Origin of the sequence: Flagellimonas marina (genome assembly GCF_042651185.1) — a bacterium.
GTDB classification, from domain to species: Bacteria; Bacteroidota; Bacteroidia; order Flavobacteriales; family Flavobacteriaceae; genus Flagellimonas; species Flagellimonas marina.
Genome location: NZ_JBHSCL010000004.1, coordinates 16,521 through 43,040, shown reverse-complemented (window position 1 = coordinate 43,040; position 26,520 = coordinate 16,521). Strand labels below are relative to the sequence as shown.

The 26,520-nt window shown below is 40.9% G+C and carries 19 protein-coding genes; all 19 read right to left on the bottom strand.

From position 1 onward, the window contains the following. Window positions 1-3 precede the first annotated feature (3 nt). On the bottom strand, window positions 4-1,617 hold the full coding sequence (locus ACFOWS_RS03680) for a SusD/RagB family nutrient-binding outer membrane lipoprotein (RefSeq protein WP_379762632.1): 1,614 nt from the start codon (window positions 1,615-1,617) through the stop codon (window positions 4-6). A gap of 26 nt (window positions 1,618-1,643) precedes the next feature. Next, complete coding sequence (locus tag ACFOWS_RS03675; protein ID WP_379762631.1) at window positions 1,644-4,880, bottom strand: SusC/RagA family TonB-linked outer membrane protein; 3,237 nt, start codon at window positions 4,878-4,880, stop codon at window positions 1,644-1,646. Between the two features lie 411 nt (window positions 4,881-5,291). Continuing rightward, window positions 5,292-5,741, bottom strand: a complete 450-nt coding sequence (locus ACFOWS_RS03670) for a helix-turn-helix domain-containing protein (protein WP_379762630.1) — start codon at window positions 5,739-5,741, stop codon at window positions 5,292-5,294. A gap of 296 nt (window positions 5,742-6,037) precedes the next feature. Beyond that, window positions 6,038-6,448 (bottom strand): 6-pyruvoyl trahydropterin synthase family protein, encoded by a 411-nt coding sequence (locus ACFOWS_RS03665; protein WP_379762629.1) that lies wholly within the window; start codon window positions 6,446-6,448, stop codon window positions 6,038-6,040. A 93-nt stretch (window positions 6,449-6,541) separates the two neighbouring features. Continuing rightward, complete coding sequence (locus ACFOWS_RS03660; RefSeq protein ID WP_379762628.1) at window positions 6,542-8,311, bottom strand: alkaline phosphatase; 1,770 nt, start codon at window positions 8,309-8,311, stop codon at window positions 6,542-6,544. After that, complete coding sequence (locus tag ACFOWS_RS03655) at window positions 8,304-9,437, bottom strand: alkaline phosphatase (RefSeq protein ID WP_379762627.1); 1,134 nt, start codon at window positions 9,435-9,437, stop codon at window positions 8,304-8,306. Before ACFOWS_RS03655 ends, ACFOWS_RS03660 begins: the two co-directional genes overlap by 8 nt. Window positions 9,438-9,521: 84 nt before the next feature. Further along, the gene (locus tag ACFOWS_RS03650; protein WP_379762626.1) at window positions 9,522-11,276 is read right to left on the bottom strand and encodes a RagB/SusD family nutrient uptake outer membrane protein; all 1,755 of its coding nucleotides are present in this window, start codon (window positions 11,274-11,276) and stop codon (window positions 9,522-9,524) included. 19 nt (window positions 11,277-11,295) lie between these two features. After that, entirely contained in the window at window positions 11,296-14,532 is a 3,237-nt protein-coding gene (locus ACFOWS_RS03645) for a SusC/RagA family TonB-linked outer membrane protein (RefSeq protein ID WP_379762625.1), read from the bottom strand. A gap of 195 nt (window positions 14,533-14,727) precedes the next feature. Continuing rightward, the gene (locus tag ACFOWS_RS03640; RefSeq protein ID WP_379762624.1) at window positions 14,728-15,681 is read right to left on the bottom strand and encodes a FecR family protein; all 954 of its coding nucleotides are present in this window, start codon (window positions 15,679-15,681) and stop codon (window positions 14,728-14,730) included. 110 nt (window positions 15,682-15,791) lie between these two features. Continuing rightward, on the bottom strand, window positions 15,792-16,355 hold the full coding sequence (locus ACFOWS_RS03635) for an RNA polymerase sigma-70 factor (protein WP_379762623.1): 564 nt from the start codon (window positions 16,353-16,355) through the stop codon (window positions 15,792-15,794). A 156-nt stretch (window positions 16,356-16,511) separates the two neighbouring features. Further along, window positions 16,512-16,820, bottom strand: a complete 309-nt coding sequence (locus ACFOWS_RS03630; RefSeq protein WP_379762622.1) for a hypothetical protein — start codon at window positions 16,818-16,820, stop codon at window positions 16,512-16,514. Between the two features lie 127 nt (window positions 16,821-16,947). Beyond that, window positions 16,948-17,406 (bottom strand): heme-binding domain-containing protein, encoded by a 459-nt coding sequence (locus ACFOWS_RS03625; protein ID WP_379762621.1) that lies wholly within the window; start codon window positions 17,404-17,406, stop codon window positions 16,948-16,950. A 13-nt stretch (window positions 17,407-17,419) separates the two neighbouring features. Then, the gene (locus ACFOWS_RS03620; RefSeq protein WP_379762620.1) at window positions 17,420-19,891 is read right to left on the bottom strand and encodes a TonB-dependent receptor domain-containing protein; all 2,472 of its coding nucleotides are present in this window, start codon (window positions 19,889-19,891) and stop codon (window positions 17,420-17,422) included. Then, window positions 19,872-21,239: an HTTM domain-containing protein gene (locus ACFOWS_RS03615; protein WP_379762619.1), complete on the bottom strand. Its 1,368-nt coding sequence runs from the start codon at window positions 21,237-21,239 to the stop codon at window positions 19,872-19,874. The genes ACFOWS_RS03620 and ACFOWS_RS03615 overlap by 20 nt, the downstream gene beginning before the upstream one ends. After that, complete coding sequence (locus tag ACFOWS_RS03610; RefSeq protein ID WP_379762618.1) at window positions 21,240-22,379, bottom strand: imelysin family protein; 1,140 nt, start codon at window positions 22,377-22,379, stop codon at window positions 21,240-21,242. It abuts the gene before it with no gap. A 112-nt stretch (window positions 22,380-22,491) separates the two neighbouring features. Continuing rightward, window positions 22,492-23,706 (bottom strand): DUF4856 domain-containing protein, encoded by a 1,215-nt coding sequence (locus ACFOWS_RS03605; protein ID WP_379762617.1) that lies wholly within the window; start codon window positions 23,704-23,706, stop codon window positions 22,492-22,494. 275 nt (window positions 23,707-23,981) lie between these two features. After that, on the bottom strand, window positions 23,982-24,473 hold the full coding sequence (locus ACFOWS_RS03600; protein ID WP_379762615.1) for a hypothetical protein: 492 nt from the start codon (window positions 24,471-24,473) through the stop codon (window positions 23,982-23,984). Window positions 24,474-24,643: 170 nt separating this feature from the next. Continuing rightward, window positions 24,644-25,024, bottom strand: coding sequence for a hypothetical protein (locus ACFOWS_RS03595; RefSeq protein ID WP_379762614.1), 381 nt, complete (start codon window positions 25,022-25,024; stop codon window positions 24,644-24,646). 258 nt (window positions 25,025-25,282) lie between these two features. After that, the gene (locus tag ACFOWS_RS03590; RefSeq protein ID WP_379762613.1) at window positions 25,283-26,476 is read right to left on the bottom strand and encodes a hypothetical protein; all 1,194 of its coding nucleotides are present in this window, start codon (window positions 26,474-26,476) and stop codon (window positions 25,283-25,285) included. Window positions 26,477-26,520: the final 44 nt, after the last annotated feature.

Genomic DNA, 26,520 nt, shown 5'->3' with positions numbered 1-26,520 from the left:
GAATTAATCCAAGTTTGCGGTATTGGCATCCCAGAATGTTTTTACAGAAATCTCCTTTTGACTTATATTGGAGTTTGTATTGATCACAGTTGCTGGGTATAGGAAAGTTCTGGGAAACGCCCCTGGAGTTCCAACATGATTTGAAAAATCACTTGGCAATCCAGTTCTTCTATAATTATTATAAGCTTCTATTCCATTGCCCCAAAGTGCGATGTAGTACTCCTTCATAATGATGTCAAGCCTAGCCACATCATCTGCTGCTGCATCATATTCGCTCAAAACAAAGTCCACATAATTATCTACATCTGCCGTAGTAGCAGCAAATGCGTCGTCTACTTGCCCAAGGTTAAAATTTAAAACCTTGTTCATGGAAGCTCTTATACCATCTTCCAGTAAAGTTCTCGGGTTTCCAGTAGTTCCAGACATCAATGCAGACTCTGCCTGCATAAAATTGACGTACGAAGACAGCATAAACGGAAATATCCCCACTCCACCAGCTCCAGGATTTTCATTGACAGGTAAAAATTTATCCGCATCAAATGCTCCCCCAATTGGATACAAGCCATAGGTTGATCTTTTCAATCCATCTGCAGGAACCCCATCATCATCTCCGTGATCACGGGTCCAATAGAAATCACCCAAGTGGCAGAAGTTTACCACCGAATTATCCTCACAGGGCAAATCATCCCCAGTAGGTGTTTCCGCAATTTGCCTGTAGAAATAATAACGTAATCTTGGATCCTCGAAGCCCTTATCGTCTTTCAACAGGTTCACATAATAGCTCACTAAGTAGTCATCAGCACCATCAGCATCATAATTGAGTGCATAATACGGGTGTCTACTCTCACCTGTTGTACTAGCTGTGGCTGAGTATTTAAACTCAAAATCATCAATGGCTGAAGTTATGAGACCTTGATTGATCAAACTATTGATCTCACTGCTAAAATCACCTACCAAACGCATTTGCAAGTACATTTTAAACTTTAGCGTATTCGCCATCTTTATCCATTGCGCTTTATTTCCTCCATAAAAAAGATCGTTCGGCATTACAGATCCTGGAGCATTTATGGCTGCGATTCCTTCATCAATAACTGTGAACATTGTATTATAAATGGATTCACCATCATCAACATTTGGGTTCGGGGTATCATTCCCTTGGAGTGCTTCGGTAAAAGGGACATCACCAAACATATCCACCAAGGTGACATAGATGTATGCTTGAATCAATTTAGCAACACCAATATACCCTTCCAGTTCCCTTTCCTCGGCTAGTGGAATAAGAACGTTGATATCCTGTAGTGACTCCCTATATAAATCTGTCCACAGGTTGTCTAAGTTTCCAGCACTCATGGAAAAGGGGCCCACGTATGCACCGAACAGATGTTGCATTCTAACAAACTCGGCCGCTCTAACGTTGATGCCATCTTCATTATCTTCATTGTAAGCGATAGCATTTACAAATCTTAGCTGAACGTTGTTCAACAACAGCTCCGGATCAGCACTTGATGGTGTTAACTCGCTTGGATCGTTTAAATGATTCAAGTCTACAGTTTCACAACCTATACTGAACATCAGCAGTAGTACGCCAATGATATTTATTTTATTATAGTTTTTCATTGTCCTAATTTTTTCTTTTTCGCTTGTTAGAATGTTGCCTTGATACTAAATCCATATTTCTTGGATGTAGGGGTTGTGAGGAAATCAAGCCCCATGCCATTACCAACACCCGTACTGATTACTTCTGGATCAAAATTGGTTCCTGAAGGGACGTTTGGAGCCCAATACCACATATTCTGGCCCAATACTGAGAAAGAGAGTGAGCCAAACGGCGTTTTGTCCAAAAATTTTCTTGGTAAAGCATAGGTTAACGACACCTCTCTTAATCTTACTACAGATCCATCATAAATACCTTGTCCACTGGGATCAAGATAATTCAAGAAGTAAATTTCATTTGTACCTTGTTGTATGGTATTTGGAATTGGATTTCCCGATTGATCCAGCAAAACTTGACCGGTATTCGGGTTTGCAAGTACACCCGGGATGATAAATGACCCTTCCCTATCTTGGGTATCGGTTGTAACCCCTCTACGCAGAAGGTTTCCAATGGTTGCAGAACTAAAATCCCCACCATGGGTATATTCTACCTGAGCAGACAGGCTCAAGGTTTTATATGCAAATGTATTGCTAGTAACCAACCTCCAATCTGGATTTGGGTCTCCAATGACCTCATTATCCAAACCGAGGGCATCACTATCTATAATGTTGCCATCCAACGGATTTATCAAAAAATTACCTTGATCATCCCTAACGGCATAACTTCCTCGAATAACACCCAAAGGTTGTCCCTCTATGGCATAGTTCCCCAAATTGGAAAAACCTGAGATGAACACATCATCCCCACCAGGAAGGTCGACCACCTCATTTTGATCTGCAGTAAAATTAAAGTTGGTATTCCATTGGAATCCATCCTCATTTCTAAATACGTCTATACCAAAGTCCACCTCAATACCTTCTGTATTGATTTGACCGGCGTTGATAGTTGTTCTATCAAAACCTGTTGAAGGATCCAAAATCTTCCCAAGAATCTGGTCTTTGGAATCTCTCTTATATACACTGACTTCGAGATTAATTCTACTATCCCAAAAGTTGGCTTCTACTCCCGCTTCAAATTCTCTGTGGAGTTCAGGCTTTAAGTCAGGATTTGGAAAAACATCCAAACCTGTTCCCAAACCTCCACTTGAATTCACATTGATCAAAGAACCACTTCGCGTAGTGAATTGTGCCGTACCCAACGCTAAAGTCGGCCTAGTGTTGTATGGTCCAGGGAAACCTGCTGACGTTCCATATCCAAACCTAAATTTTAAAAAATTCAAAAAATTGCCTTTGAGCTCGGGAATAGCTGAGGTTGGCACAAAAGACATGGATGCACTGGGATAAAACAAGGATCTATTGGCTTGTTCCACCGTTGAGGACCAATCATTCCTTCCCGCCAAAGTAAGATACAGGAAGTTGGAATAATCAAAACCTAAGGAACCATAGAGTCCAAGCGTATTTACCGTTTGCCTAAAGTCAAGATTGGAGCCTAAAGGATCTGCATTGCTCTGTGTGGCAAAGTTAGTATGGTCAATAAAACCAAATACAACCTGATCGGTACTTACTTGACCAAATTTTTCATACGATTCAGAATAGGCATTGAATCCCAGTGAACTGGTAAACCCTAAATTTTCCGCCAACTGAACACTATTAACATTCAGAATTAAGCTATGATCCCATATGGTGTTAACTCCAGAAGTAGTTTTCAAGAACCCTTGCTGTGCCAACAGACTCGAAACTCCACCTCTGTTAACATAGAACTGTTGATTTTCAGTGTACGTATCTAATCCTATCCTATAGGTAAGTGCAACCTGATCGCTAAAATCATAACTTGTGCTTATTGAATTATAAAAGCGATTGGTCTTTATTTGTTCTTGCGAGTTGGCTACCAACCATCTTGGATTCTCTTGATCTGGCCTATAATAGATGTTAGATCCATCCAACGGATTCTGGAATGGAAGACCGTTCAAATCCAAATTTCTTGGAATAAACAGTGTTCTAAAAAATACTGAAAAATTCCCTGTACCATTACCAGCAGATACTGGAGGTGTTGTAAAGTTGCTGGTAGAGAAGTTAAAGGACCCATTGATTCTGAACTTATTGCTCAGCTTAATGGAGCCTCCCAAACCAAAGTTGGTCCGGTTGATATTGTTTCCGGGAACAAACCCATCTTCATCTGTATGCCCCAAATTAACATTGTAGGTTATATTTTCCGTACTTTTTGATGCATTGATGGATGTGGTCCTTCCCAAGCCCTTCCTAAAGAAATCCTGAACATTATTCTTAAATGCCTTGTATGGCACAGTCACCCCTTGAAACTCCGGAAAGGCTTCTGCAAATTGTGGTTGATTATAATGGTGATTTACAGTTTCTCCAGCATCAAATCTTCCTCCCCAGTTACCAACGAATGTAAAGTTTGTGGTATTGTCGCCTCCTTGACCGTAAATATTTTGATAATCAGGTAAGTTGGCAATTTCATTAACAAATACAGATTGGTTTACACTAACCTCGAAGCCTTTGTTGACAGTTTCGGAAGCGCCTGTTTTTGTTGTGATCAATATAACCCCGTTCCTACCAAGGTTACCGTAAAGTACCGTTGCGCTCAGTCCTTTAAGGATACTGATATCCTCAATATTGTTTGGGTCAAGATCCAAAAACCTACTAGAAGCAGATACCGAGCCATTTCCTGTGGTAACATTGCTCTCTGCATTGGTGCTAGTATTAAAAGGGACACCATTTACGACAAATAAGGGTTGGTTGTTACCCGTAATGGAAACATTACCCCTAATTCTAATGTTTGTCCCACTACCGGCCAAACCACCCGTTCCAATAACGTTTACCCCGGATGCTTTACCAGTTAATACCCTTGCAAGGTCCGCTTCAGGCCTGTTTTCAACCTTTTCAGAACCTAAGTTGGTTACTGCATAACCGAGGGCCTTCTTTTCTTTTCGAATACCTTGGGCAGTAATAACTACCTCTTCAAGAGCTTGGGTATCCTCTTCCATTTGGACATTAATCACATTTTGTGCACCAATTTTACGTCTTTCAGTTCTTTGTCCCAGATACGTGAATATGAGTGTCTGACCTGCGCTGGCATTAATAGTATAGTTACCATCAAAGTCAGATTGGGTACCATTGGCAGTGTTTTCAACTACAATATTGACCCCTGGAAGCGGTAATCCACCCTGATCAACTATAGTACCTGTAATTGTTTTTTCTTGGGACCATGCCGATGTCATGAACACTATAAGAAATGCCAATGTCCCAAACAGTTTTGTTACTTTCATAGAGTTAACAGTTTTGTTAGTAAATTTTGAGTTAGTGCAACTGAGAAAGGCAGGTGGGAGAATGTTTTGATAGCTAATTCAAATAATATCCTTAGTACGAAAACAAAACTTAATGGAAAGTTTTTTAATAAAGTAGTAAGGTATCTCACCACCTTACCTTTACAATTGCAGGGACAAAACAACTGTATGATTTTTTAGAAACAGTTCTTTTAAAACGGGGTAAACCTTAAAAAAGTAATTGCCCAACAGCAGGAACTTTTTTTAACAGAATTTTATCTGTGCTTATTTATCATTTTTGGCTTGCCCCAATAAAAGCATGTATAGACCTAGGAAAGTTATACAAGAAAGTCTTCAATGAATTAATTAGAAGTTAGATGGAGGGGGAAAGCTGAAATAGTAAGTCAAAATAGTTTATGAAACGAATTCCTTTATACTCCTAAAGTCGTTTGGCGTTACTCCTGTTTCTTTTTTGAACGCGCTGTAGAAACTGGTTTTACTGTTAAACCCAACTTCATACATTACAGCCTTTACACTTAAAGAGGATTGTCCCAATAACAGATCCTTTGCCTCACGAATCCTGTAATGGTTCAACAATGAATAAAAATTTTTCTCAAAGTGTTCGTTCAAAACCTGAGAGACCTTATACCTGTCCTCTTCTATATGATAGGAAAGGTCATTGAGTCCCAAGGCATTGTTCCTGTAAAGTTTATCAACCCTAAGGGCCATTTCAACCTTTTCTTTGATTCTTAGTGCCTGCTCCATAGTCAGGCCGGATTTTTCATACTTCTGGGCAGACCCATTCTCATCCTCAGAAAACCGAATGTTTCGATTTGGCAAAAAAATTTGAAATATATCCTTCATGGTAAATCAGCCATTATCCTTTCAAAACTATAGTTGGTAAACTAATAGCTATGCACAGAAAGAGGGTATACCAATTGATGAATGCCCCTGATGAATTGATGGATGAAAAAATGAAAGGGTATTGCTAATCACCGATTATGGTCAGAAATCAAAATCTCAGCAAGAAAAGACACATAACTTAAGGGTCATGGTTTCGCAAAGGGTAAGGCATTAAAAAAGTATGGCGACTTCAACCCAACCAACAATCCAATATACTAGTTTAACATCAAAAAAGAAATTGTAATGCTCGAGATTTGTCACCAATCTCCATACTCTGCCGAATTCTTTTGTGTTTCGTGCAGGGTAATGTGCAATAATTGGCCCTTTTTTAGCTTAGGTTTTAGGATATCATAGATGACTTTCACAAAATATTCCGTAGTTGGGAGGATATCCGCGAACTCAGGGCAATCCTCATTCAAGTTTTTGTGATCAAAGCGTTCTTCAACCTCATCCTTTATCAAATCGCCTAGTACTGCCAAATCCATCACAAAACCAGTATTGGGGTCTACTTCGCCCCTTATCCGCACTTCTAAGTCAAAGTTATGCCCATGATAATTGGGACTGTTGCACTTTCCAAAAACGGCAATATTCTTTTCTTGGCTCCAATTGGGGTTATGAAGCCTATGCGCTGCATTAAAATGAGCTTTTCTACAAATGGTGGCAATCATTAAAGCAAACTTTTTGCAAAGATACTTTTTACAAAATGACCCCACGAAAAAATCGACAGATATTCTGTCCCCGCCATACGCGAAGGGCCACCCTTACTTACGGATGGCCTTCATTATCTTTTGAAAAATCTCGGTGTTCTCGTACACCCCACCAAAATTTTGGGATTGGGGTCCATATGCAAATAAAGGCACAAGGATTCCTGTGTGATCCATGGTTAAAAAATCGCCCTGTACAACCCCTTCGCTACTATTTCCCCCTACTATTCCAAAACCCGAGGTTTCGTGATCTGCCGTAATCACTACCAAAGTGTTCCCATGTGCATCGGCAAATTGCAACGCTTCAGCAATGGCCTGGTCAAAATAGAGCATTTCTTCTACAATACCACTGGTACTGTTTGAATGTCCACCATTGTCAATTTGGGCAGCTTCCACCATCAAGAAAAAGGGATTCTCATTGGTACTTAAGACTTCAAGAGCCCTTTTTACTGCATTTGGAAAAGCATCTTTTCGTCCATTTTGGACTGATGGCACCTTGTTCTCTCCCAGATAAATGGCGGTTGGTTGCTGAAACGAATCAAACGACTCCATACTTTGGGTTGTAAAGGCTGTTTTAATCGAGCGCTCCTGATTTTGTCCTCCCGAGATGAAAAAATCGAGCTTGCTCTGCTTTAAATCCTCCACAAGACCTTCGGTGTCATCGCGTTCCACTCTATGTGCATAAAATGATGAAGGGGTCGCCCCATAAATGGCATCGGTGGTCACAATGGCTGTATTGAATCCATAATCACTGGTTATATCCACCAAGTTGGTCAACGCTTTTCCATTAGAATCTACCCCAATGGCCCTATTGTTGGTTTTGAATCCCGTGGCCATGGCGGTAGCACCCGCAGCGGAATCCGTAATTAAGTCGTCTGAAGAAGCGGTTTTTACCAAACCAATAGTTTTGATTCCCGCCACGGTCAAATCTCCTTGGTTGGCAATCATCGCTGCAGCTATTTGGGCCAGTCCATTGCCATCACCAATCATTAAAATGACATTTTTAGGGGCTGCATTGGCTTTGTATCCATATTTGGGCCGGTATACGGGGACTGGACTTTCCTTTTTGAAGGTGTTTTTATCCAAATTGTCCAAATATTGCTTGGCCAAGGCAGGTTCATCCGTGTTGATGTAATCCACGCCCAGTTTTGCCAAACGCGCCCAAGCCGTCTTGGTATCGGGTGTGGCCCAAAAACGGAAAGGCTTACCCGCCTTTTTGGCTTTTTCAATTGCGGTTTGCACTTTTTCCATGTCTGGAGCGGTCAGTCGTCCGTAGCCGTTCCATCCGGAATAGTCCTTATAACTAACACTGACCAAGGCCACTTTTTCCAGCGAAATGGCATCCAACTCGTCCAAATTCTGATGGTCGAACCAAATGAAATCAGGGTAGTTTTTATACTCCTCCGGCGTAGGTCGGTTTCCTGAAATCACAAATTTAACTTTATCAGATTCCACCAACGCGGGATAGCCCTTTAACACCTCAACAAGTTTTCTAAGTGTCTTTTCCGCTCCAGATTTCACATCGATGAGCAATTGCAATTCTCGAAGTTCTCCAGATTGATGTAAACTTAACAACCTATCCAAATACATCTTTGAAAGCGTATGTTCACGAATGATCTCATTCTCGCTGTGGGTGACATACAACACATCGTCCTTTAAAAAAATATCAGATTCAATGGAGGCTGCTCCATTGCTGTAGGCATACCAAAAGGGCAGTTTTTGTGCGTAATCGTTGTGCGAGTGCACTTTATACACTTGGGCGCGCAGTACCCCAACGCCCAGCAATACCAATAAAGCAACGAGGATAAGTAGAATTCTTTTATTCATTTTCAACAGGTTTAGGATTCAACGCAATGCGCATCTTGTGGTATATTTCATTATTTTCATAAATTCCCTGAAAATTTTCGGCACCTTTTCCTTTGGCAAAAACGGGAATGAGTTCCCCACTGTGCTGGTCTGTATTAAAATATACAGCAACCTTTTCGGGAACTTCTTTCTTATCGCCAGTGCTTTCATCCACATCATAATATTTTCCAATGCTGACACCGCCAGTTTCATGGTCTGCAGTCACTACCAACAGTGTATTGGGGTGTTCTTCCACAAAATCCAAAACCACACCTAACGTTTTATCAAAATCAAGCACCTCGGAAATCATCATTTCGGCATCTTCGGCATGCCCGCCCCAATCAATGTACGAACCCTCTACCATCATAAAAAATGGCTTATCATTCTGATTGAAATAGTTCAATGCTTTTGAAGTGGCTTTGCTCAAAAAGTCCCCACGACCGTCAATTTTGGATGGAATCCCTTCATCAGCCAAAATATACGCATTGGGTTGGTCCAAGACAGGTTCTGACAGTTGAAGGGTATCCAGATGGTATCCTTGCTGAATAAAATCAGTAAAAATGTTTTTACCATCGGTCCTATTCCTAAAATAGTTCCTGCCCCCACCGGCAATAAAATCCACTTTGGCCGTTGCCAGTTGTGCCGCAATATCTTCGTGCAAATCCCGATTTTTAACATGAGCATAAAAACTGGCCGGAGTGGCATGGGTAACTGTGGTAAGGCTTATCAGTCCGGTTTGGTAGCCTTGCTTTTGAAGATGTTCCAAAATGGTCTCTTGAGGAATGGTATCCACAGAAACGCCAATGGCTCGTTTATAGGTTTTTTCACCTATTGAAAAGGCGGTGGCTCCCGCAGCTGAGTCTGTAATTCTATGGCTTTTATCCGATGTTTTATGAAATCCTATATGTTTGAACCTTGAAAAATTAGGGATACCCTCCCCAAAGTAATAGGCTGTGGATACCTGCGGAACCCCCATGCCGTCGCCAATCATTAAAATGATGTTCAAGGGTTCTTCTTGGGCTGATTTTTCTTTGTTTTGTTTGATGGAACAACCAGACATACCGATCAATATACCTAATGCCATGAATTTTTGAAATGAAAATCTCATTTGTTCAATTTTTAAGAATGAATTAAAAACGAGAGCGGCAAGAGGTAAAACCGTCTTGCCGCATTCTCTGCAAAATACACCTGATTAATAGCCTTCATTCTGATTGAGGAAACCGTCAATGCCGGAAGCGGCATCCACAGCACTTTGTGGAATAGGAAACAATCTGTGAAAGATGTCCGAATCAGTTTTATCTGTCCAAGTGTCCTCATAGGTACCAAAGCGGATTTGATCTCCACGTCTAAAACCTTCCCAGTATAATTCAAAACCGCGTTCACGTAACATAACATCCAAATCAATGGATTCCAATGCTTCGGGAGTTTGTTCCGGACGTGCCGTTCTTGAGGTCCTCACTGTGTTCACATCAGCCAATGCCCCACCTGTATCACCGTTTCTCAATTTAGCTTCTGCACGCATCAAATAAATTTCGGCCAAACGCATCAATACAAGATCTACACTGCTAAAATTGTTGCCGTTGGGTGAAGTTCTACTGAACTGGTATTTGGATACCCTGTAACCGGTATTGTGCAATGAGCCCTCATTGGTGAAATTAACATCCAAGGTATGGTTCACATATCCCACATCCCTATCCGGGCCATTTCCTTTTCTTTGTTGAACGGGATAAATCCTAACGCCACCATCGCAGGTCAAAAATGCGCCATCATCACCTTTTCTAGGTCCCCATTGGACGCCCCTTAATATACCTCGGTCCATCTCAAACTCGTTAGGTGCAATACAATAATAACTGTCTTCGGTCTCTGTTGCAACTTCTTGCGCGCGACCCTCAAAATCTTGAAGTTGCGCATCGGGAATTATGGTATTCTGTTGATAGAACCTTGCATCGGCCTCAGCAGGATCCACATCACCGTAGGCATCTACCCAAGTTTGGTAAAAATCTGATGTTATGGCAGGCCCGTCAGTTCCATCAGCACTTGTAAATTCTGGCCTTGGAAACATGGAGCCTGCGATGGACCAATACGCCCAACGACTATGTTCCCTATTGAGCACTCCTCGTTGATCCAAAGCAAAAATCAGCTCGGGATTGGAATTATTGTCATCATTGAATAATGCAAAGTATTCCGGAGATAATGAAAAATTACCAGAGTTAATAATGTTGTCCGTGTACTCAATCACGCTGTCCATATCCTCTCTGGTGAAACTTGGTGTTCCATACGGATCGCGATATACAGCTGCGTTCAGGTGCAATCTGGCCAAAAAGCCCCAAACCGCTGCTTGGGTAATTCTCCCAGGGCCTCTATCGGTATTGATGACATCAACTACCGAAGTCAATTCACTCTCAATATAATCAATGGCTTCTTGGCCCCTGAGCACTTCGGAAAGCTCATCCGAGGATTCCTTTCTAAGCACAACGCCCCAACTATCCAACATCAGCATATTTAAATATCCTCTCAATGCTTTCATTTCGTAAAGGGCCCCAAGAGCTTCTTGATTTCCTTCATCTGCCAAGGGCGTTAACACTTCAATTGCGGCCAGAGTTCTGGAGATATTGGTGGTAAGTTCGTTCCAAGCATCACCTACCAAATCGTTGGAAGGGGTTATGGTATGGGCATGTGCCGCAAGAAATTTACCCCCATCGAACCAATCTGTTCCGCCGCGGTAGGGCAACATCGCCTCATCCGATGGGATAAGTTGAAGTCCATAGTAATTGGTGTGTCTCCATGTCCAAGAGACATAGCCATACGCTGGAGCAATGGCCCCACTAATGGTTTCTGCCTGCCCTCCAAATTCCGATTCGTCCAGCCTTTCTTCTTCTAAATCGGTACAGTTCCAATTTAACATGGCACAAAACGCCACTATTGTGATTATTATTCTGTTTTTCATTTTAGAAACAATTTTTTTATTAAAAAGATACATTCAAGCCAACCAATAGTGTTCTTGGTGTTGGATAGGTAAAACGATCTATTCCGAACGTTTGAATTCCGTCCAAGGTGCTACCCGTATTCACTTCGGGGTCAAAGCCGGAATAATCTGTGATCACAAACAGGTTCTGGCCTGTAAGGGTAAACCGAATATTGTTCATCCAATCCCCCAATCCAATGCTTTGCGGACTAAGGTTGTATCCCAAAGTGGCATTGTTCAATCTCAAAAAGCTTCCATCTTCCAAATACCTGGTAGAAACTTCGTTGGAGTTGCTATTGTCCTCATTGGGAAATTGAACTGCAAAATCTGTTGTGTTCAAATTTCTACTGAGCTGGCCCTTTGTAAACAGAGACATTGCCGTGTGGTTGTAAATTTTATTGCCGGCAACACCGTTGAAATTCAAGCCAAGATCAAAATTCTTATAGTTGAAGTTCATATAGAACGCGTACAGAATATCTGGCAATGCACTGCCTACCGCTGTACGGTCATTATCCAAGGATTGCCCATCAGGTACAACATCCGTGAATTGGTTTAGGCCATCATCACCGATACCGATGAATTCTTTCATATAGAAGGTGCCAATGGGTTCATCATTGATATAACCATTGATTGTGGCACCTGTTTGACCTGCGCCTTGGGCAGCACCTGTGGTAATGACCTCAAATTGGGAATTGACCACTTTATTATCTGTAAATGAAATATTACCTCCTACGTTATAGGTAAAATCCTCACTGAAATTCCCTCTGTAATCCAAAGTGAGTTCAACCCCTGAGTTTTTGATTTCCAAGTCTGGGATATTGGTCCATACCTTTTCTGTAGGTTGAATGGGGTCTATCCTGTTGGAAAACAACACCACATCACTGGCAACCTTGTTGAAATAATCCAAGGTACCTGTAAAACTTCCGTTGAACAGGCCAAAATCCACACCAATATTGGTTTGTGTGGAAACTTCCCATTTAAGATCGGGATAAGCTGTACGAACCGGAACAGTGCCAAAAGGATAATCATCCAAAGTGACTTCAGTGCCATTCAAAGGATAGGTATCATTTTCAACCTTGGAGTCCACATAACTCGCCAAACTCACTTTACTAGGAATACCGTCTTGGTTTCCTGTTTGGCCCCAACTTGCCCTTAGTTTTAAATTGCTGAACAGAGTATTATCTGCCATGAAATCTTCCCTGATGATGTTCCATCCCAAGGCAACAGAAGGAAAGTACCCGTATTTGTTATTGGCTCCAAACTTCGAGGAACCGTCGGCCCGCATAGTTGCCGTAACTAGATACTTATCCATATAGGCATAGTTCACCCTACCAAAAAAGGACTGTTGCTCATTGACAAAGGCAACTGAGTTTACGGTGGTGGGCAGCACTTCGGTACTAATCTGATCCTGGTAGCGTGGCTCTATTCCATTGTCGGCAAAACCATCCAGTTCAAACACCTTTTGCTCAAACTTGGTTTCTTGGTAGGAATGACCCGCCAACAAAGTAAAATTGTGATCGCCTTCGGCATAGGTGTAGGTAAGTGTATTCTCAACCAATGTATTTGTATTGGTGGTTGTGGAAGTGTTCAGTGATCCATCCTCAAAACCTTCCAGCAAAGCGTAGGGGATAAATTGTACGTCACGGTTGGTTGTGGAGTAATCAACACCTAAGTTCAATTTATATGTCAACCCTTTTACAATTTCCAATGAAGGTGCAATGTTGGCTAAAATTCGATTGTTGTTCGCTTCATCGAGATAAATCCGATTGCGGACAATTGGGTTCAGCCGTTCATCCAACAATGTTGGTGCACCATTAGTATAAACCGGTAAAGTGGGATTCAATTGTAACATGTCTGTAACCAATGCTCCCGTATCTGGTCTCTCATTTACCGTTCTGGAAGCAGTAAGGTTTAAATCGACATTAAAACGTCCATCGATGGCTTTCTGGGTCAAATTTACCCGACCTGAGTATCTCTTAAGGGAGCTATTATTAAAAATACCTTCCTGATCATCCAGACCAGTGGACACATAATAGGAGAAGGAATCACTGGAACTACCACTTAAAGAAAAATTGACATTCTTTGAAATTCCAGTCCTTGTCAATTCATCCTGCCAGTCGGTGTTGGCTCCTGCATCAGAAAGAGTACCTCCAACAGCGGGCACTTGTTCTCTGAATTCACTAGCACTGAAAACGTCCATTTCATTGGCAAGTGTGGACATTGCAGTGGACATGGACAGGTTCATTTCCGTTCTGCCAGTCCTACCCTTCTTGGTGGTAATCACGATTACCCCATTGGCGGCCCTAGCCCCATATATAGCTGCTGATGAAGCATCCTTTAGGACATCGATTGAGGCTATATCCTGTGGGTTGATGAAATTTAGTGGATTGGAAGCCACCCCAGTAGGACTATTGTCAATGACAAAACCATCCACAACAAAAAGTGGTGTTGTTCCTGACCTAAGGCTTCCCACACCCCTAATGATTATATTTTGCGCGGCCCCGGGCTCACCGCTCACACTGGTAACATTTACACCGGCTATCTTACCCTGCAAAAGCTGTCCAGGGTTGGCAACCACCCCTTGGTTAAAACTTTCACTCTTCAAAGATCCAATGGCTCCGGTAACATCCGATTTTCTTTGGGTTCCATAACCTACCACCACCACATCATCTAAAAGTGTCGCATCTTGTACCAATTGAATATTGATGGTAGTACGGCCATTTACTGCCACTTCTTGCGGTTGATATCCTAAATAGGATACTTCCAGCACGGCATCTTCCTCCACATCAATGGAAAAATTGCCATCAAAATCCGTGATAGTACCGTTTGCGGTTCCTTTTTCGGCCACCGAAGCACCTGCCAATGGCACACCATATTCATCGGTAACGGTACCTGTAACGGTAACAAAAGCCACTTCAACCACTCTTTTGGGCGCCTCTGGCTTTACATCAATGGAAATGGTATGGTTTATTCTTCTAAACGTAAGATTGGCATCTTTTGCCATTAATTCCAAAATGGAACGAAGGGACACCCCATTGTAAGCAATGTCGTAGGTCTTGTTCAACCTTCGAACTTTTCGGTCATACACAAACTTAAACTCAGTTTGTTCCTCTATTTGTCGCAACACCTCAATGACCGTGGCATCGTCCACGGAGAGGTTTACTTTAAAATTGTCCAATTTTTGCCCTCTGGCATCAGCAGCAAGCACTGGATTCAACAGCGCTAGGACAATCAGCAAGCAAAAAGTTTGGAAAGTCAATTTGATAAATTGTTTAATAGTCAGTGAATTCATAATTTCACATAATGTTTAATGGTTATAAGAATTTGTAATTGTTGAACTGCCGGCAGTCTGTTTCCGCTCGCCAAAGTGTTGCAGACTGCTTTTTTTGGTTTTTATTTCATACGCTTTACTTCTTTTAAGTTGGTTTATGAATTAGTCAGTGCATTTTCCTTTGATCATTATTGTTTTGTCCGCCACATATTCATAGTCCAGCCCCTTTTTGGTATACATAATGCTCTCCAGCACTGCGGACAATATTTCGTTATCATAACTGGCGGTAAGATGACAATCCCCAAAATTTTCATTTTCAAAAACAAAGGTTACACCATACCATCGTTCCAAGGATTCCATGACTTTGCCTAAAGTGACATCCTCAAAGTGGAGCACACCATTTTTCCACTGCAGAAAAGTGGCTATATCGATTTGTTCTTTTGAGATGGTTTTAGTGCTTCTATCGAAAACACCCTGTTCATTGGGTCCTAATAGGACTTCCGCATCTTTTGAAGCCACTTTCACCTTACCCGTGGCTACCGTTACGGCTATTTGTTGGTTTTCAGGGTAAGTGTTTACATTGAACGAAGTTCCCAAGACCTCGGTACTTACCTCTCCTGATTTTATGATGAAGGGTTTATCTGGATTGCGGGTCACATCAAAAAACGCTTCCCCGCTGAGTTCCACTTCACGGATATTTTCCTCAAACCTATCTGGAAATGTGATGGTACTCCCTGAGTTTAACCGCACTTCGGTACCATCGGGAAGGGTAATGTTCATTTTTTTGCCCCATTCCGTGGTTTTCACCACTTCCGCAATAGCCAGGGGAGTTGGTTTTTTATGAAATTTTGAATACGCAAAATACCCGAGGGCTAACAACAATGCCAATGACGCTGCCGTAGCCATCCATTTTGGCATTGGGCTTTTCGGTTTTTGATGTATTCCTTTGGAAAGCTTGCGCTTTATGTACTCTTTTTGGGTTTTGTTGTGGAATACGTGATTCTCGTTTTTTGTCAAAAGATTGCTGTCAAACTTTTCCAAAAGTGACTCCTCTCTTTTGGTAAGGGTACCGTTGAGGTATTTTTCCATCAATCTTTTAATGTCCTGTTCGGTCATTGTGTTCTCGTTTCACCATAGAGTACCGAAAGCACACACACACGCACATCAAAAAAAGTGAAGATGATGATTACTTAATGTAGTTAACCTTTAGATAAAGCTGATGGGGTTTAGAAGGTAAAAAACTTAACAATGGAAAGGTCCTTTCTAAGTTTTCTGAGGGCAAAGGATATTTGATTTTCCACGGAACGCTGTGAAATGTTCAACTTTTCGGCAATCTCCCGATTATTGACATTGTTGATGCGACTCAGTTTAAAAACTTCTTGGCATCTTGATGGAAGACCTCCAATAATATGGTGTATTCGGCTTGAAAGTTCATCCAAGTCTTCTTCCATCTCAACTTCCGAAGGGATATAAATGGAATTGGCCGCCTCTATTTGGGTCTCATTGAATTTTGTATCGCGTAAGGTGTTGTAACACTTATAGCGAATGGCCTTGTAGAGGTAAGGCCGTATCTTTTGAATGTCCAACAGCTCGCGACGTTGCCAATAATCAATCCAAACCTCTTGGACCAAATCCTTGGCAATGGAATCATCCATAATAAGGGCCGCGGCATAGGTATACATGGGTTCCCATAACAATTCAAACAGGGTATTGAATGCATTCCTGTCCGATTTGCGTATTTGCCTGGCGAGCCTCTCCAGAGAAACCTTATGGGTATAGCCTTCTCTCATCAGCACAAATTTCATAAAAATTCGTACGGATGGATATTATGATATTGTAAACTTTCCTCTTTAAAAATGGCCTTGAATTGGCATAAAACGCGGTGAACGGAACAATTGAATTTTTGTTGAAAAGCGAAAAAATTCTACGGTATGGAGCAAACAGTATTACACGGACATAAAAGAAGGATGTTCGACTTTTTCCCGGATTGAAAAAGTTTTCTCCATTTTGGAGTCAAACCCATGAAAGTTTCTTTGAAGAATGGAATACAACGGTTCGGGTGTTTCTTTGTTAATGCAAACGGCGCCATTTTGCGGGTCAACCTCCACTACGATCAATGATTGGTAATCCATTAAATGCTCAACTTTTTTGATCAATATCTTGATAACCTGCAATTGTACGGCATATTCCAAGTTAAGCAGCCGTAACGGGGTGATTTTAGTATTCTCTTTGTTGGATTTCCAAACGATTTTCACAGTATTCCTTTCTGCAAAAATAAATCATTTTACATTAATTTTACAATTAACAAATATTAAATTAACGTTCAATTGATGCCTGAAATCCCTTGTGAGGGATACACAAATGGTTGTTCCGCTTATATTTTTATTCCGTCTCTTCTAGATTTTTCTGGACTTTTTTTGCCCATTCAATCAGTTTCTCCTTTTCTTCCTCCGTTAGATTCCCATGCATCCATGTATAGGAGTCTTCCGGCATTTTTCCTTCTTCAACCTCTTCCGCCAATTCTTCCATTTTATGGGCTTTCTTTTTGGCATTGAACGAGGCCCAATCCGAAACATTGAAATGCTCTTTTCCTTCCTCAATATGACCATCAATCCAGAAGGAAACGGGAGCAACTTCGGCATACCAGGGATATTCTGTATTATTACTATGACAATCATAGCACTTGCTCTCCAAAATGGCAACTATTTCCGTATCGGGTCGGGTTTCACTTTCAAAATTTGTGGCTACAGGTTCGGTAGAAATGTTTTTTTCTGGCCGAAAAAATTGGATAATCACCAATAAGACCAATAAAGCGACGAGTATTTTTTTAATGATTTTCATAATTGTAAATGGTTTAAATCTTTATTTGCAAGGTTGTATAAAAGGTTCTTGGTTCTGCTGGTAGTATTCCCGGACCCGGATATCCCGTTGCCCTTCGGGTAAAATATGAATTGTTCAAAAGGTTATTGATTCCGGTCTCCAATTTAAAGTTTTTGTAGGTATAGGACAATGAAAAATCTAGAATGTCATAGGCGGGTATGGAACCCTCGATGCCCCTTTGGTTGTCATTGACATCCTGCGGAGCATTTGTGGCATCCGTAAACTGTTCGGAGAGGTAGGTATATTGTAGACTTCCCAAGAAATTGCCGTATCCAAAATTCAGTCCTGTCTTTACATTTACCTTGGGAATAAATTCCACCTGATTGCCCTCTACATTATTTTCCTCTGAGGACAGGTATTCAGATTCTGTCAGGGCCATATTCACAAAGTAGTTCAATTTTAATCGATCATCTTCAATTGGGAACAGTTCTTTAAGATTTAAATCGGCAAAACCCTCCAAACCATACATAAATGCCGTTCCAATGTTTCCCCTAAAACGAACTATTCTGCCTGTTTCCACAAGCTCCCCCTGGGCGTTGGTCCTCGTTTCAATTTTCAAAACCTCCCCCAACCGATCATCATATAACAGACCAAATACGCTTACGTCATAATTGAGCAAGTCCCCCACTCGGCCACGCGCACCCAAATCGGCGGTGAATCCATCCTCATCCGAAATATTCTCATCAACTTGGAATGAGGGGTTTACAACCCGAATATCATTAAAGGTCACTGAACGATAATTTTGTGAAAAATTCCCGTATAGCTCTGCTTGTGGTGAAATCTTATACCCTGCCCCAAGGCCAAGAAGCACAAAACTTCTTTCAAAAGTCCTATTGTCCGGGATTTCTTCGTTCAACAATGGGTTGCCGGCCAAGTCCAACACAATATTCCTGTAACTGCCCTCACTTTCGGTTTTTATGTATTCAAAACGAAAGCCGGGGGTTAAGGAGAATCGGTCTGAAATATTGAAGATATTTTCTCCAAATACCGCTACGTTCAAATTCGGAAAATCAAATTGCGACTGTCTTTCATAATTCGGGAATTCATCATCCTCAAAAACAAATTCCGGAGCACTGGAAGTACTCCCCGGCCCCTGTCTTTGCTCGTTGTAGGATTGGTAATATTTTGAACCCAATAAAAGCACAGCATCTTTTTCTTTGATTTTATACCGCGTCAACAGTCTAGCCTCTGCACCCCAATTCCGAAAATTGTCTTGCAAAAGCTCTCTGGGTTCATTGGGGTCATCGGGCTGCGAAACCCGGTTGGTCCTGAATCCCAAAGCGTTTCGGGTAGCATCAAGCGTAAACAGGTTTAAGCTAAAATCGGTTTTTGAAGAAAATTGATGATCGAGTCGGAGCGAAAAAAGCTTCCAATCCACATTGAACCAGTTTCTGTCTCGGTTACTGAACGAAGGGTCCTCCAAAAATTGCGCATCCGTTAATCCTCCAGGTTGCTTGGTAAGGTAATTGAACAAGGTCGCCTCAGCGGTCAACTTTGTTTTATCGGATAATTGATATCCAAAATGACCAAAAAAGTTTCTGCTGTTAAAATTGGTATTGGGTCGAAATCCATTGCCCTGTTTGTAGTTAAAATAGGTGTAATAGCTGAACTCGCCAACGGTACCGCCCAAACTATTAAAACTGGTAAAGAGATCGTAAGAGCCCACGGTTTGACGGGATACCAACTCCAATTCTTTGGTGGGATTGGGTTTTTTGAACTTAAAATTCACCAATCCACCAAATTGGGGACCATATTGCAAGGAGGCCGCTCCCCGTACCACCTGAATCTCGCCCAACGCCTCAGCCGGAGGGGTATAATAGCTTTCTGGATATCCCAAAGCATCTGCACTGATATCATACCCATTTTGCCGCACATTAAAATTTGCCGTTCTGTTTGGATCCAATCCCCTTCCCCCAATATTTAGCTGTAGTCCTGCATCGCCATTTTCATAAATGTTCAATCCCACAACCTGCCCGTAAATCTGCCGTGCATTGTTGGCCGCCAAGTTTCCCGTAAGATTATCCACCAAGACCACTTCGCTCTTTTTTCCGGCGTAAATGGCCGTGCCCTCCACCCTTTTTAGTTGTTGCAGGGCAAAGACCTTTTCCCGTTCTTTGGTCAAAATCACTTCGGATAGTTGTTCTCCTATAGGCTGTAGCGCGATGTTCAGCGTCACCTCTTCATTGAGGTTCAAGGCCCTTTCATACACCTGAAAACCAAAGGTGAAAACCACGATGCTGTATCGCCCGGAGGGAACATCAATGAATTGAAAACTACCTGTTTCCGAGGTAGTCTGCAATTGTTGAAGCTCCTTGATATAGACTTCGGCCTGGGCCAACGGTTTCCCTTCCAAATCGGTTACAACACCTGTAATACTTTGTTGTCCCCATGCTATGGAAACCAATAAAAAAAGAAAAAATGTACTCTTAAATTCCTTTGATATCATCTTTAAATGGTACTATCCACGTTTTGTGTTTAAATGAATCCTGTTCTTGGGTCAAATCCACCTTGGGGTCAATGTAGGGCTGGCTCAGTCTGCCGTTCAAGGCTACATAACACTCCACATACACCCCTATATTTTTGTGGCCGTCCTTTTCAAAATGCTGTGCAAGATAGTGGGCATACTCCAAAATAAAGTCAGGCTGAAACGCCATCTGTTTTTCCTGAAATGGAGTTAAAAAATCGGTATTGTCCACATAGAACCATTTTCCAGTGGCCTTGTCCACAATCTTAAATTGCGCATAGCCTGATTTTTCCACAAGCATGACACGCCATGAAAAACGATACCCTTCCTCTGTCCAAAACAATTCTCCAGGATACAACAGATAACGCCATGGAAAAAGGAGTTGTACTGCGAAAAACAGCAAAAGAACGCCATACCTTAGTTGGTTGACCGGCTTTTTATTGATGATGAGGGCCTTTCCGTTATCAAACAGTTTTTTGTTGAATTTGAATGCTTTGGAAATAAATTCCAATATTTTATGGTGAAACCCGGCATCAAAAAAGATAAGGGCAGATACGATCATGATGTACGGAAACATACCGATGGGAAACAACACCCTGGTTAACACATGAAAGATTACCACCAAAAAGAAACCTACATATCGGGTCTTGCTCCAAAGAAGGAGAAACGGAATTGCCAAATCATAGGCAGCTCCACCCCAACTGAATGCATAGTGCACCCATTCCTTGGTCATTAAATCTCCGATAAGCGGGATATGGAACTTGGACGGCAACCATATTTTCAAGGGCATGGCCCTGAGCAACCAATCGGAATTCAATTTGGCCAAACCTGCGTAGCAGTACACAATTCCCAACATCAGTTTTATGGAATCGATACTCCATTTGGGTACATATTGAAAAGCAAGTGCCTTATTTTTTTTTGCATCCCATGAAAAATACGTGTTGGCTGGTAAAAAAATAAGGAGAAAGGCAACGGCACTTATAAAGTAGTAATGGTTCAGGTAGGTGGTCTTGTCCATTAATTCGATATAAGTGAAAGAGAGAAAGAAGACCACCGCAGAAATCCGATACTTATACCCCAAAGCAATTCCAAGGGCGGATAGCCCACAGAGCACAAAAAGAACGTATGTTGCCATTCCCAATGGCTTCACCCATTCAAAACCATAGTATGAAAAATGAAATTGGGGCTCCAGATAAAGTTTTTCAATCCATCCATACGCCCAAAACCGAATAATGCTCCCCAACATCATAATCCCAAAAAAAATACGAAAGACCGCCAAAGGGGCGGCCTCAACATTTTTTTGCAGGTATTTATTAAGGGTCAGCTCCATCTAGTCGCCATCGGCATCCACAAAATCAATACTTATGCTCATAGCCGATACCATGTCCACTTTTAACATAGGAACCACTCGTTGTACCTCATCATAGGCCAGTAACATATTGGTGGGCGGAGAATTGTTCTCAATTTCATCTTTAAAAGTGCCCAATGCCGTAACCATGTTACGTGCTTCGTTGAATTGATCATTTATCAATTGGGCAAGATCATCCCCTTCCTTTACTGTATTCAATTCATCCAGGTAGGAAGCCAAACTTTCGCCTGTTGTGGCACTACCAAAGTGCTTCCCGTTAAAGAAATCCTGTACAGCCTTCAAGCCTGCCAGAAACATGGCTTTGCTCAAATCCGGTTTATGGTAGACCTCAATGGTGTTGGGTGCAGGAGTTCCAGAAAAGACCCCCAATGGAATTCCCATTTTACCGGCCCGTAAAAACTTTTCGTAGTAGAAGATAAAATCATTTACATACCGGTCTACGGAGGCCGTTGCTGAGGAGCCATCACTATTGACAAAAGTATTGCGATAGGAACCTTCCCATCCTGAGACTACGTCAGTGGTCAGCGCTGTCATATCCTCCAACAAATCCCCAATATACTCCATCGTATTGTCGGCTTCAACACCGCTTTCCCAGCGCGCCACCAAACTAATATCATCAGCTTCCAATCCATTTAAAAGATAATCCAAGGCAGGAAAACCTTTGGAATCTCGGTTGGCTGGAAGGGCAAGGTCGTAGTTGCCTGAAGAAATATGGGAATCTATCAAATCTGTATCCGCAGGATAGGTGTTCATCTGTAATCGATATCCAATGGATTCCGCAGGACCGATTTCAAACATGGATACGGTCTGCCATGCGGTGTAGGCATCGACCCATGCACTTCTAAAAGCGACCAGATTGTCAACCGTTCTATCTTGAGAAAAGGCTTCATAGGCTGAATTTAGACTGGAAAGCTCGGTTTCAAATGCTTTATACGATGGAAGTATAATGTTATCTGCCCAGTTGACCAACATAGCACCTCTATCAAAGGTCACCGTTACATCATCATCGTCTGTCCCTCCTACTGGGTCAGTAGAACCATCCGATGAACAGGCCCAAACAACCAAAGCAACCACAATTGAAGCCCACCAATATTTCCTCATCGCTTTTATTTTTATTTATTCCAATTAAACAGGAGTCAAAGATAGCAAAAGAGGTGGAATTGAAACAAGACCACCTCTTTTTGTTTGTCACTTTTAAGGAATTCGTTGCGTACTAGCTTCCGGCTTGTGCTACCGTAAAATCAAACTCATCCGCAATGGCTTCGGAAATGGCATCAAGAGTGGCCGGTGTTACATCCCAAAGTCCATTGGCGCCATCATCCATTAAGTCGGCCAAGAAGGCATCCACTTCGGTTTTGGTGAAATAAGGATCGTTTGTACCGGGTTTGCGTGTAAACTGTAAGCTGTAGATAAAGCCATACCCTTCAGACAAATCATGAAAGGCCCCACCATAATCGGGTGTCTCTTGGTCAATCGCGTTCTTGGCTTGTTGCAAATAATACACGGCCCTTATTCCGATTATTTCGGAAATCAGTTCCCGTAAAATCTCTGCTTGTTCGTTGCGAACCGTATAATTTTTGGCAACGATGGCAGCACGTCCCAATTTAAAGGCTTGGTAAATGTCTTCGGTGATGCCTGCAAAATCCGTATCACCTTCAACACGACCAATGTACTTGTTTAAAAAACTATCATCCTCACCAATGGTTGGTCTTGGGTCTGCTAAGTTTTGAGCTGTACCAAAGGCATAGCCATAGGCTTCGTCCCAATCATGCTCCATATCGGTGTAATTCTTGCCTTCGACCAAAGTTCCGGCGTCATTGGCTTCCTCAAATGGATCCAGCACATTTGAACTGATATAGTTGTTCAGAATTTGGTCTACCATTAAGGCGCCAATTAAAGACTTATTGAAAACTTGGTTCATTTCCAATCCTTCTGCGGTAACGTATCTTGTTGAGGAACCGTCCGCAATCTGACCGGCGGTGCCAGCTGCCGCAGCAGTGTTCCAATTTGGGTACACCTCGTCTACTTGTATCTTGATCCAATTCTCAAAATCGGCACGGATTAGCGCCTGGTTGGTAGCATTCCCAGAAAAATAATCGAATGAAGCCGCTGTTTTGCTTCGCACACTTTTATCGGATGCATTCAAATCAGCATCGGAAAAATCGCTGGCACCTTCCACGTGTGCGAACATGTCATTTAATATCTGCTCGGTGGTGGTTTCATCCTGAAGTTTGGAAATAATCTCCTCCGCCATTAAAATACGGGTGGTCTGTCCACTAAAACTCACCGAACTTTCACCATTTCTTTCAAAAATATAAGTAGTAGGGTTGTCAATGGCGATTATTGGGTCAACATCGTCAGAATCATCGTTGGAACAAGAAGCCAAAAGACCTACAGTCATACCCAACACAAAGAATCTCTTTACCATTTTAATTTTATTTAGATTAAATGTAAATAGTTTGTTGCGGCAAATATATTCTCCAGCCATTTGATTGGCAAATTAATTTAGACTTATTTTAAATGACTGATGCAATATTTTTTTATAAGAGAGCCAACACCTTTGTTTAAAGACGATTATGGTGTTTTTGTGGGATGGGCATAATTATGCAATTGGAAATCGCTATACGGATTGTAGTTCGCTATATGAATTTATATCTATGAGAGCATCAATATTACAAGATTAGACTTGAAAAAATTCATTCTTTACCATATGCTTGTACCAAATGATTCTACTATGGTCCATTCATCATTCCGTTTCTCCATGCAAAGAATCCCTGAACTGCCATTTAATATTCCTTTACTTGTCCCCAATTCTAGAACTGCTTTTGTTTTATCAGAATTATATGTAATGGCTGAAAAGTGAAAAAGTATGTCAACATTATAGAAACCGGTCAACTCATCCGTTTGGGTCGTGTCTACCAGTTCGATATGATGACCCCTTAGACTTTCAACCCCTTTAAGGTCAGTGATAATTTTAGCATCGGTTTTATTGGAATTCATTAACTCCTTATATGTGTCTGGGAGAAGATTTATGGTTGATGAGTCGAAATCACCATACATGTTAGGATGTATTCCGACGTCCATTTTTACATTAAGAAGGGAATCTACAATTCTCTGGGGCATTATCGTATCATTAGAATCCAAGGATGGTGGTGGCAGAGTTGGATAGGCAAGCGCATCAATTAACTTGTTCATGATCAACTTATCGTTTGTTTCCAGTTTTGAAGTCTGACCAATGCAACTAATTGCAATACATAAGATTAAAATGATATAAAATGAAATTTTCATAAACACCAATTACGGTTTCCAACGAAATTGTGTTAGCTTCTTTGTGTCCGCCAGGGAATTGTTTATTTGAACTTTGTTTACTTGTTATGAAGTAATGAATTATTAATATTGTTCCTTTCCAGTGAAAACTCATCCCTTTCATCATCAAGGTAATTCATTAGCTGTATAATGGTCCTCTTTAATCTTTCAACCGAATTGGTTTTATCATTGATCATTTTGCCATAGAGAAATACGGCAAGTCTATCCAGTTCCTTAGTATTTATATTTTTTAGTTTAATCAACAATTTTGAGAAGGAGAGTTCCAATGTTTCATTAAGAGAAAGGTTGCCTTGATATATCAATAATTTCTCCAATTCCTTCTCACTGGGTTCAATATTTCCGTTGCCCTCAAATAGTCTTTCAAGAAAATCAGCAAATGACTCTATAAGTATCCCTAATTCTCTCTCGGTTGATCCCATTGATTAATGGTTTATTTGAACTTCCTTAATATCTTTTGCAGAAAAAATAGAATTACTGTGATAAAAAAATAGAATTTCAGTATGATAGATGCCTTCCAACCTTATTGTTTTACCAGAATCATTTAATATGCAATTTAGGAAGATAATAATATCTGCCGTTACAAAAGAGTTTAAGAAATATGATGCTATGCTTGCAGAATAGCACAAGAACATCGCTTGTTTATCTACTTGGTTTTTTAAATAATTATATTGTCGCAACTAACTACAGATGTTTATTTTTTGGAATTTCTTGTCGTGATTTTTTAAAAGTATAAATGATTTCATATTTTCTTTGCAAAAAATGTTTCCTTCAATGTCTTTAAACACTTTACCTATTTCTACACCATCAGTATCATAAATATATTCAATTTGGGAGTACCCAACAGCTGGTCTCACCATTGGCTCTCCTTCTGTATCTATATAATATGTGAGTATTCTATATCGACCTTTTGAATCCCAAACAAACTTTTGCCCACTGTATTTTCTAGCCGATACTATTTTTTTGTCATTCATGCCAATAAAATTATAACTCAGTCGATTACCATAATTGTTATACTTCCTAACGAACCCCATATGCCCCCATTTAGATCTAATTCTATTACCTTTCGTGTCAAAGAATCTAGTTCTAATTAAATAGCCATTGGAGTCATAATCATGACGTGTTTCACTTGCACCTGAGCCAGTATTACTTGTTTTTTGATTAGTTTTTGTATTAATTGCTACCCACTTTGTAATTTCATTGCTTTCGATGCTAAATTGAATCATAACTGAATCGTCTTTAGCGTTCCAGTTTTCATCTGTTTCTATGATCGAGATGAGATTAGCATCCTTATCAAATTCCAGAAGAACCCATTCATAAGGAAACCAACTATTAATAGGCTGAATTGTCCCGTCATTGTTGTATCTAACCTCACCTATTTTGTCTTTTAAATACTTCCAGTTATAGTTGTGGATTCCATTTAATTCTGTTGCATTTCCATCATTATCAAAGTAAGCTAGATGAATAACCCTCCCTTTACCATCTAATTTGTATTTAGAGATGGCTGGTTTATCTTTATAAGGTCTTAGTAGGTGGTCAAAATGCCTAACAATAATTTCATTTTCTCTGTATTCGAACTCATTTATTGATGCAAAAACAAAAGCGCTCGAGGTGTAATTTTCGTAAAAAGGTTTTGGTTCTCCGTTTAATTGATAAATAATACTTTTTAACTTTTTATTTTCTGTTTTAAAACTATATATAGCAATAGAATCGTTTGCATCAGAAATTTTCAAAGCACCTTTCATAGCATGCAGAGGCGAATGCGTAAATGGCATTGTTCTGTAATTTTCTTGTGCATTAACCTTATCATACTTGAAAATAAATAATATGAAGATCAGATTTAAGATGGTTAAGGGTAGTTGTTTTTTAATCATATTAACATTAATAATTTTACCATTTCGATTGTTTTAATCATTGA

Excerpts from the sequence above, each read along its gene's own strand:
- ACFOWS_RS03680 (WP_379762632.1), bottom strand. The coding sequence starts at position 1,617 with ATGAAAAACTATAATAAAATAAATATCATTGGCGTACTACTGCTGATG.
- ACFOWS_RS03675 (WP_379762631.1), bottom strand. The coding sequence starts at position 4,880 with ATGAAAGTAACAAAACTGTTTGGGACATTGGCATTTCTTATAGTGTTC.
- ACFOWS_RS03670 (WP_379762630.1), bottom strand. The coding sequence starts at position 5,741 with ATGAAGGATATATTTCAAATTTTTTTGCCAAATCGAAACATTCGGTTT.
- ACFOWS_RS03665 (WP_379762629.1), bottom strand. The coding sequence starts at position 6,448 with ATGATTGCCACCATTTGTAGAAAAGCTCATTTTAATGCAGCGCATAGG.
- ACFOWS_RS03660 (WP_379762628.1), bottom strand. The coding sequence starts at position 8,311 with ATGAATAAAAGAATTCTACTTATCCTCGTTGCTTTATTGGTATTGCTG.
- ACFOWS_RS03655 (WP_379762627.1), bottom strand. The coding sequence starts at position 9,437 with ATGAGATTTTCATTTCAAAAATTCATGGCATTAGGTATATTGATCGGT.
- ACFOWS_RS03650 (WP_379762626.1), bottom strand. The coding sequence starts at position 11,276 with ATGAAAAACAGAATAATAATCACAATAGTGGCGTTTTGTGCCATGTTA.
- ACFOWS_RS03640 (WP_379762624.1), bottom strand. The coding sequence starts at position 15,681 with ATGACCGAACAGGACATTAAAAGATTGATGGAAAAATACCTCAACGGT.
- ACFOWS_RS03635 (WP_379762623.1), bottom strand. The coding sequence starts at position 16,355 with ATGAGAGAAGGCTATACCCATAAGGTTTCTCTGGAGAGGCTCGCCAGG.
- ACFOWS_RS03625 (WP_379762621.1), bottom strand. The coding sequence starts at position 17,406 with ATGAAAATCATTAAAAAAATACTCGTCGCTTTATTGGTCTTATTGGTG.
- ACFOWS_RS03620 (WP_379762620.1), bottom strand. The coding sequence starts at position 19,891 with ATGATATCAAAGGAATTTAAGAGTACATTTTTTCTTTTTTTATTGGTT.
- ACFOWS_RS03615 (WP_379762619.1), bottom strand. The coding sequence starts at position 21,239 with ATGGAGCTGACCCTTAATAAATACCTGCAAAAAAATGTTGAGGCCGCC.
- ACFOWS_RS03610 (WP_379762618.1), bottom strand. The coding sequence starts at position 22,379 with ATGAGGAAATATTGGTGGGCTTCAATTGTGGTTGCTTTGGTTGTTTGG.
- ACFOWS_RS03605 (WP_379762617.1), bottom strand. The coding sequence starts at position 23,706 with ATGGTAAAGAGATTCTTTGTGTTGGGTATGACTGTAGGTCTTTTGGCT.
- ACFOWS_RS03600 (WP_379762615.1), bottom strand. The coding sequence starts at position 24,473 with ATGAACAAGTTAATTGATGCGCTTGCCTATCCAACTCTGCCACCACCA.
- ACFOWS_RS03595 (WP_379762614.1), bottom strand. The coding sequence starts at position 25,024 with ATGGGATCAACCGAGAGAGAATTAGGGATACTTATAGAGTCATTTGCT.
- ACFOWS_RS03590 (WP_379762613.1), bottom strand. The coding sequence starts at position 26,476 with ATGATTAAAAAACAACTACCCTTAACCATCTTAAATCTGATCTTCATA.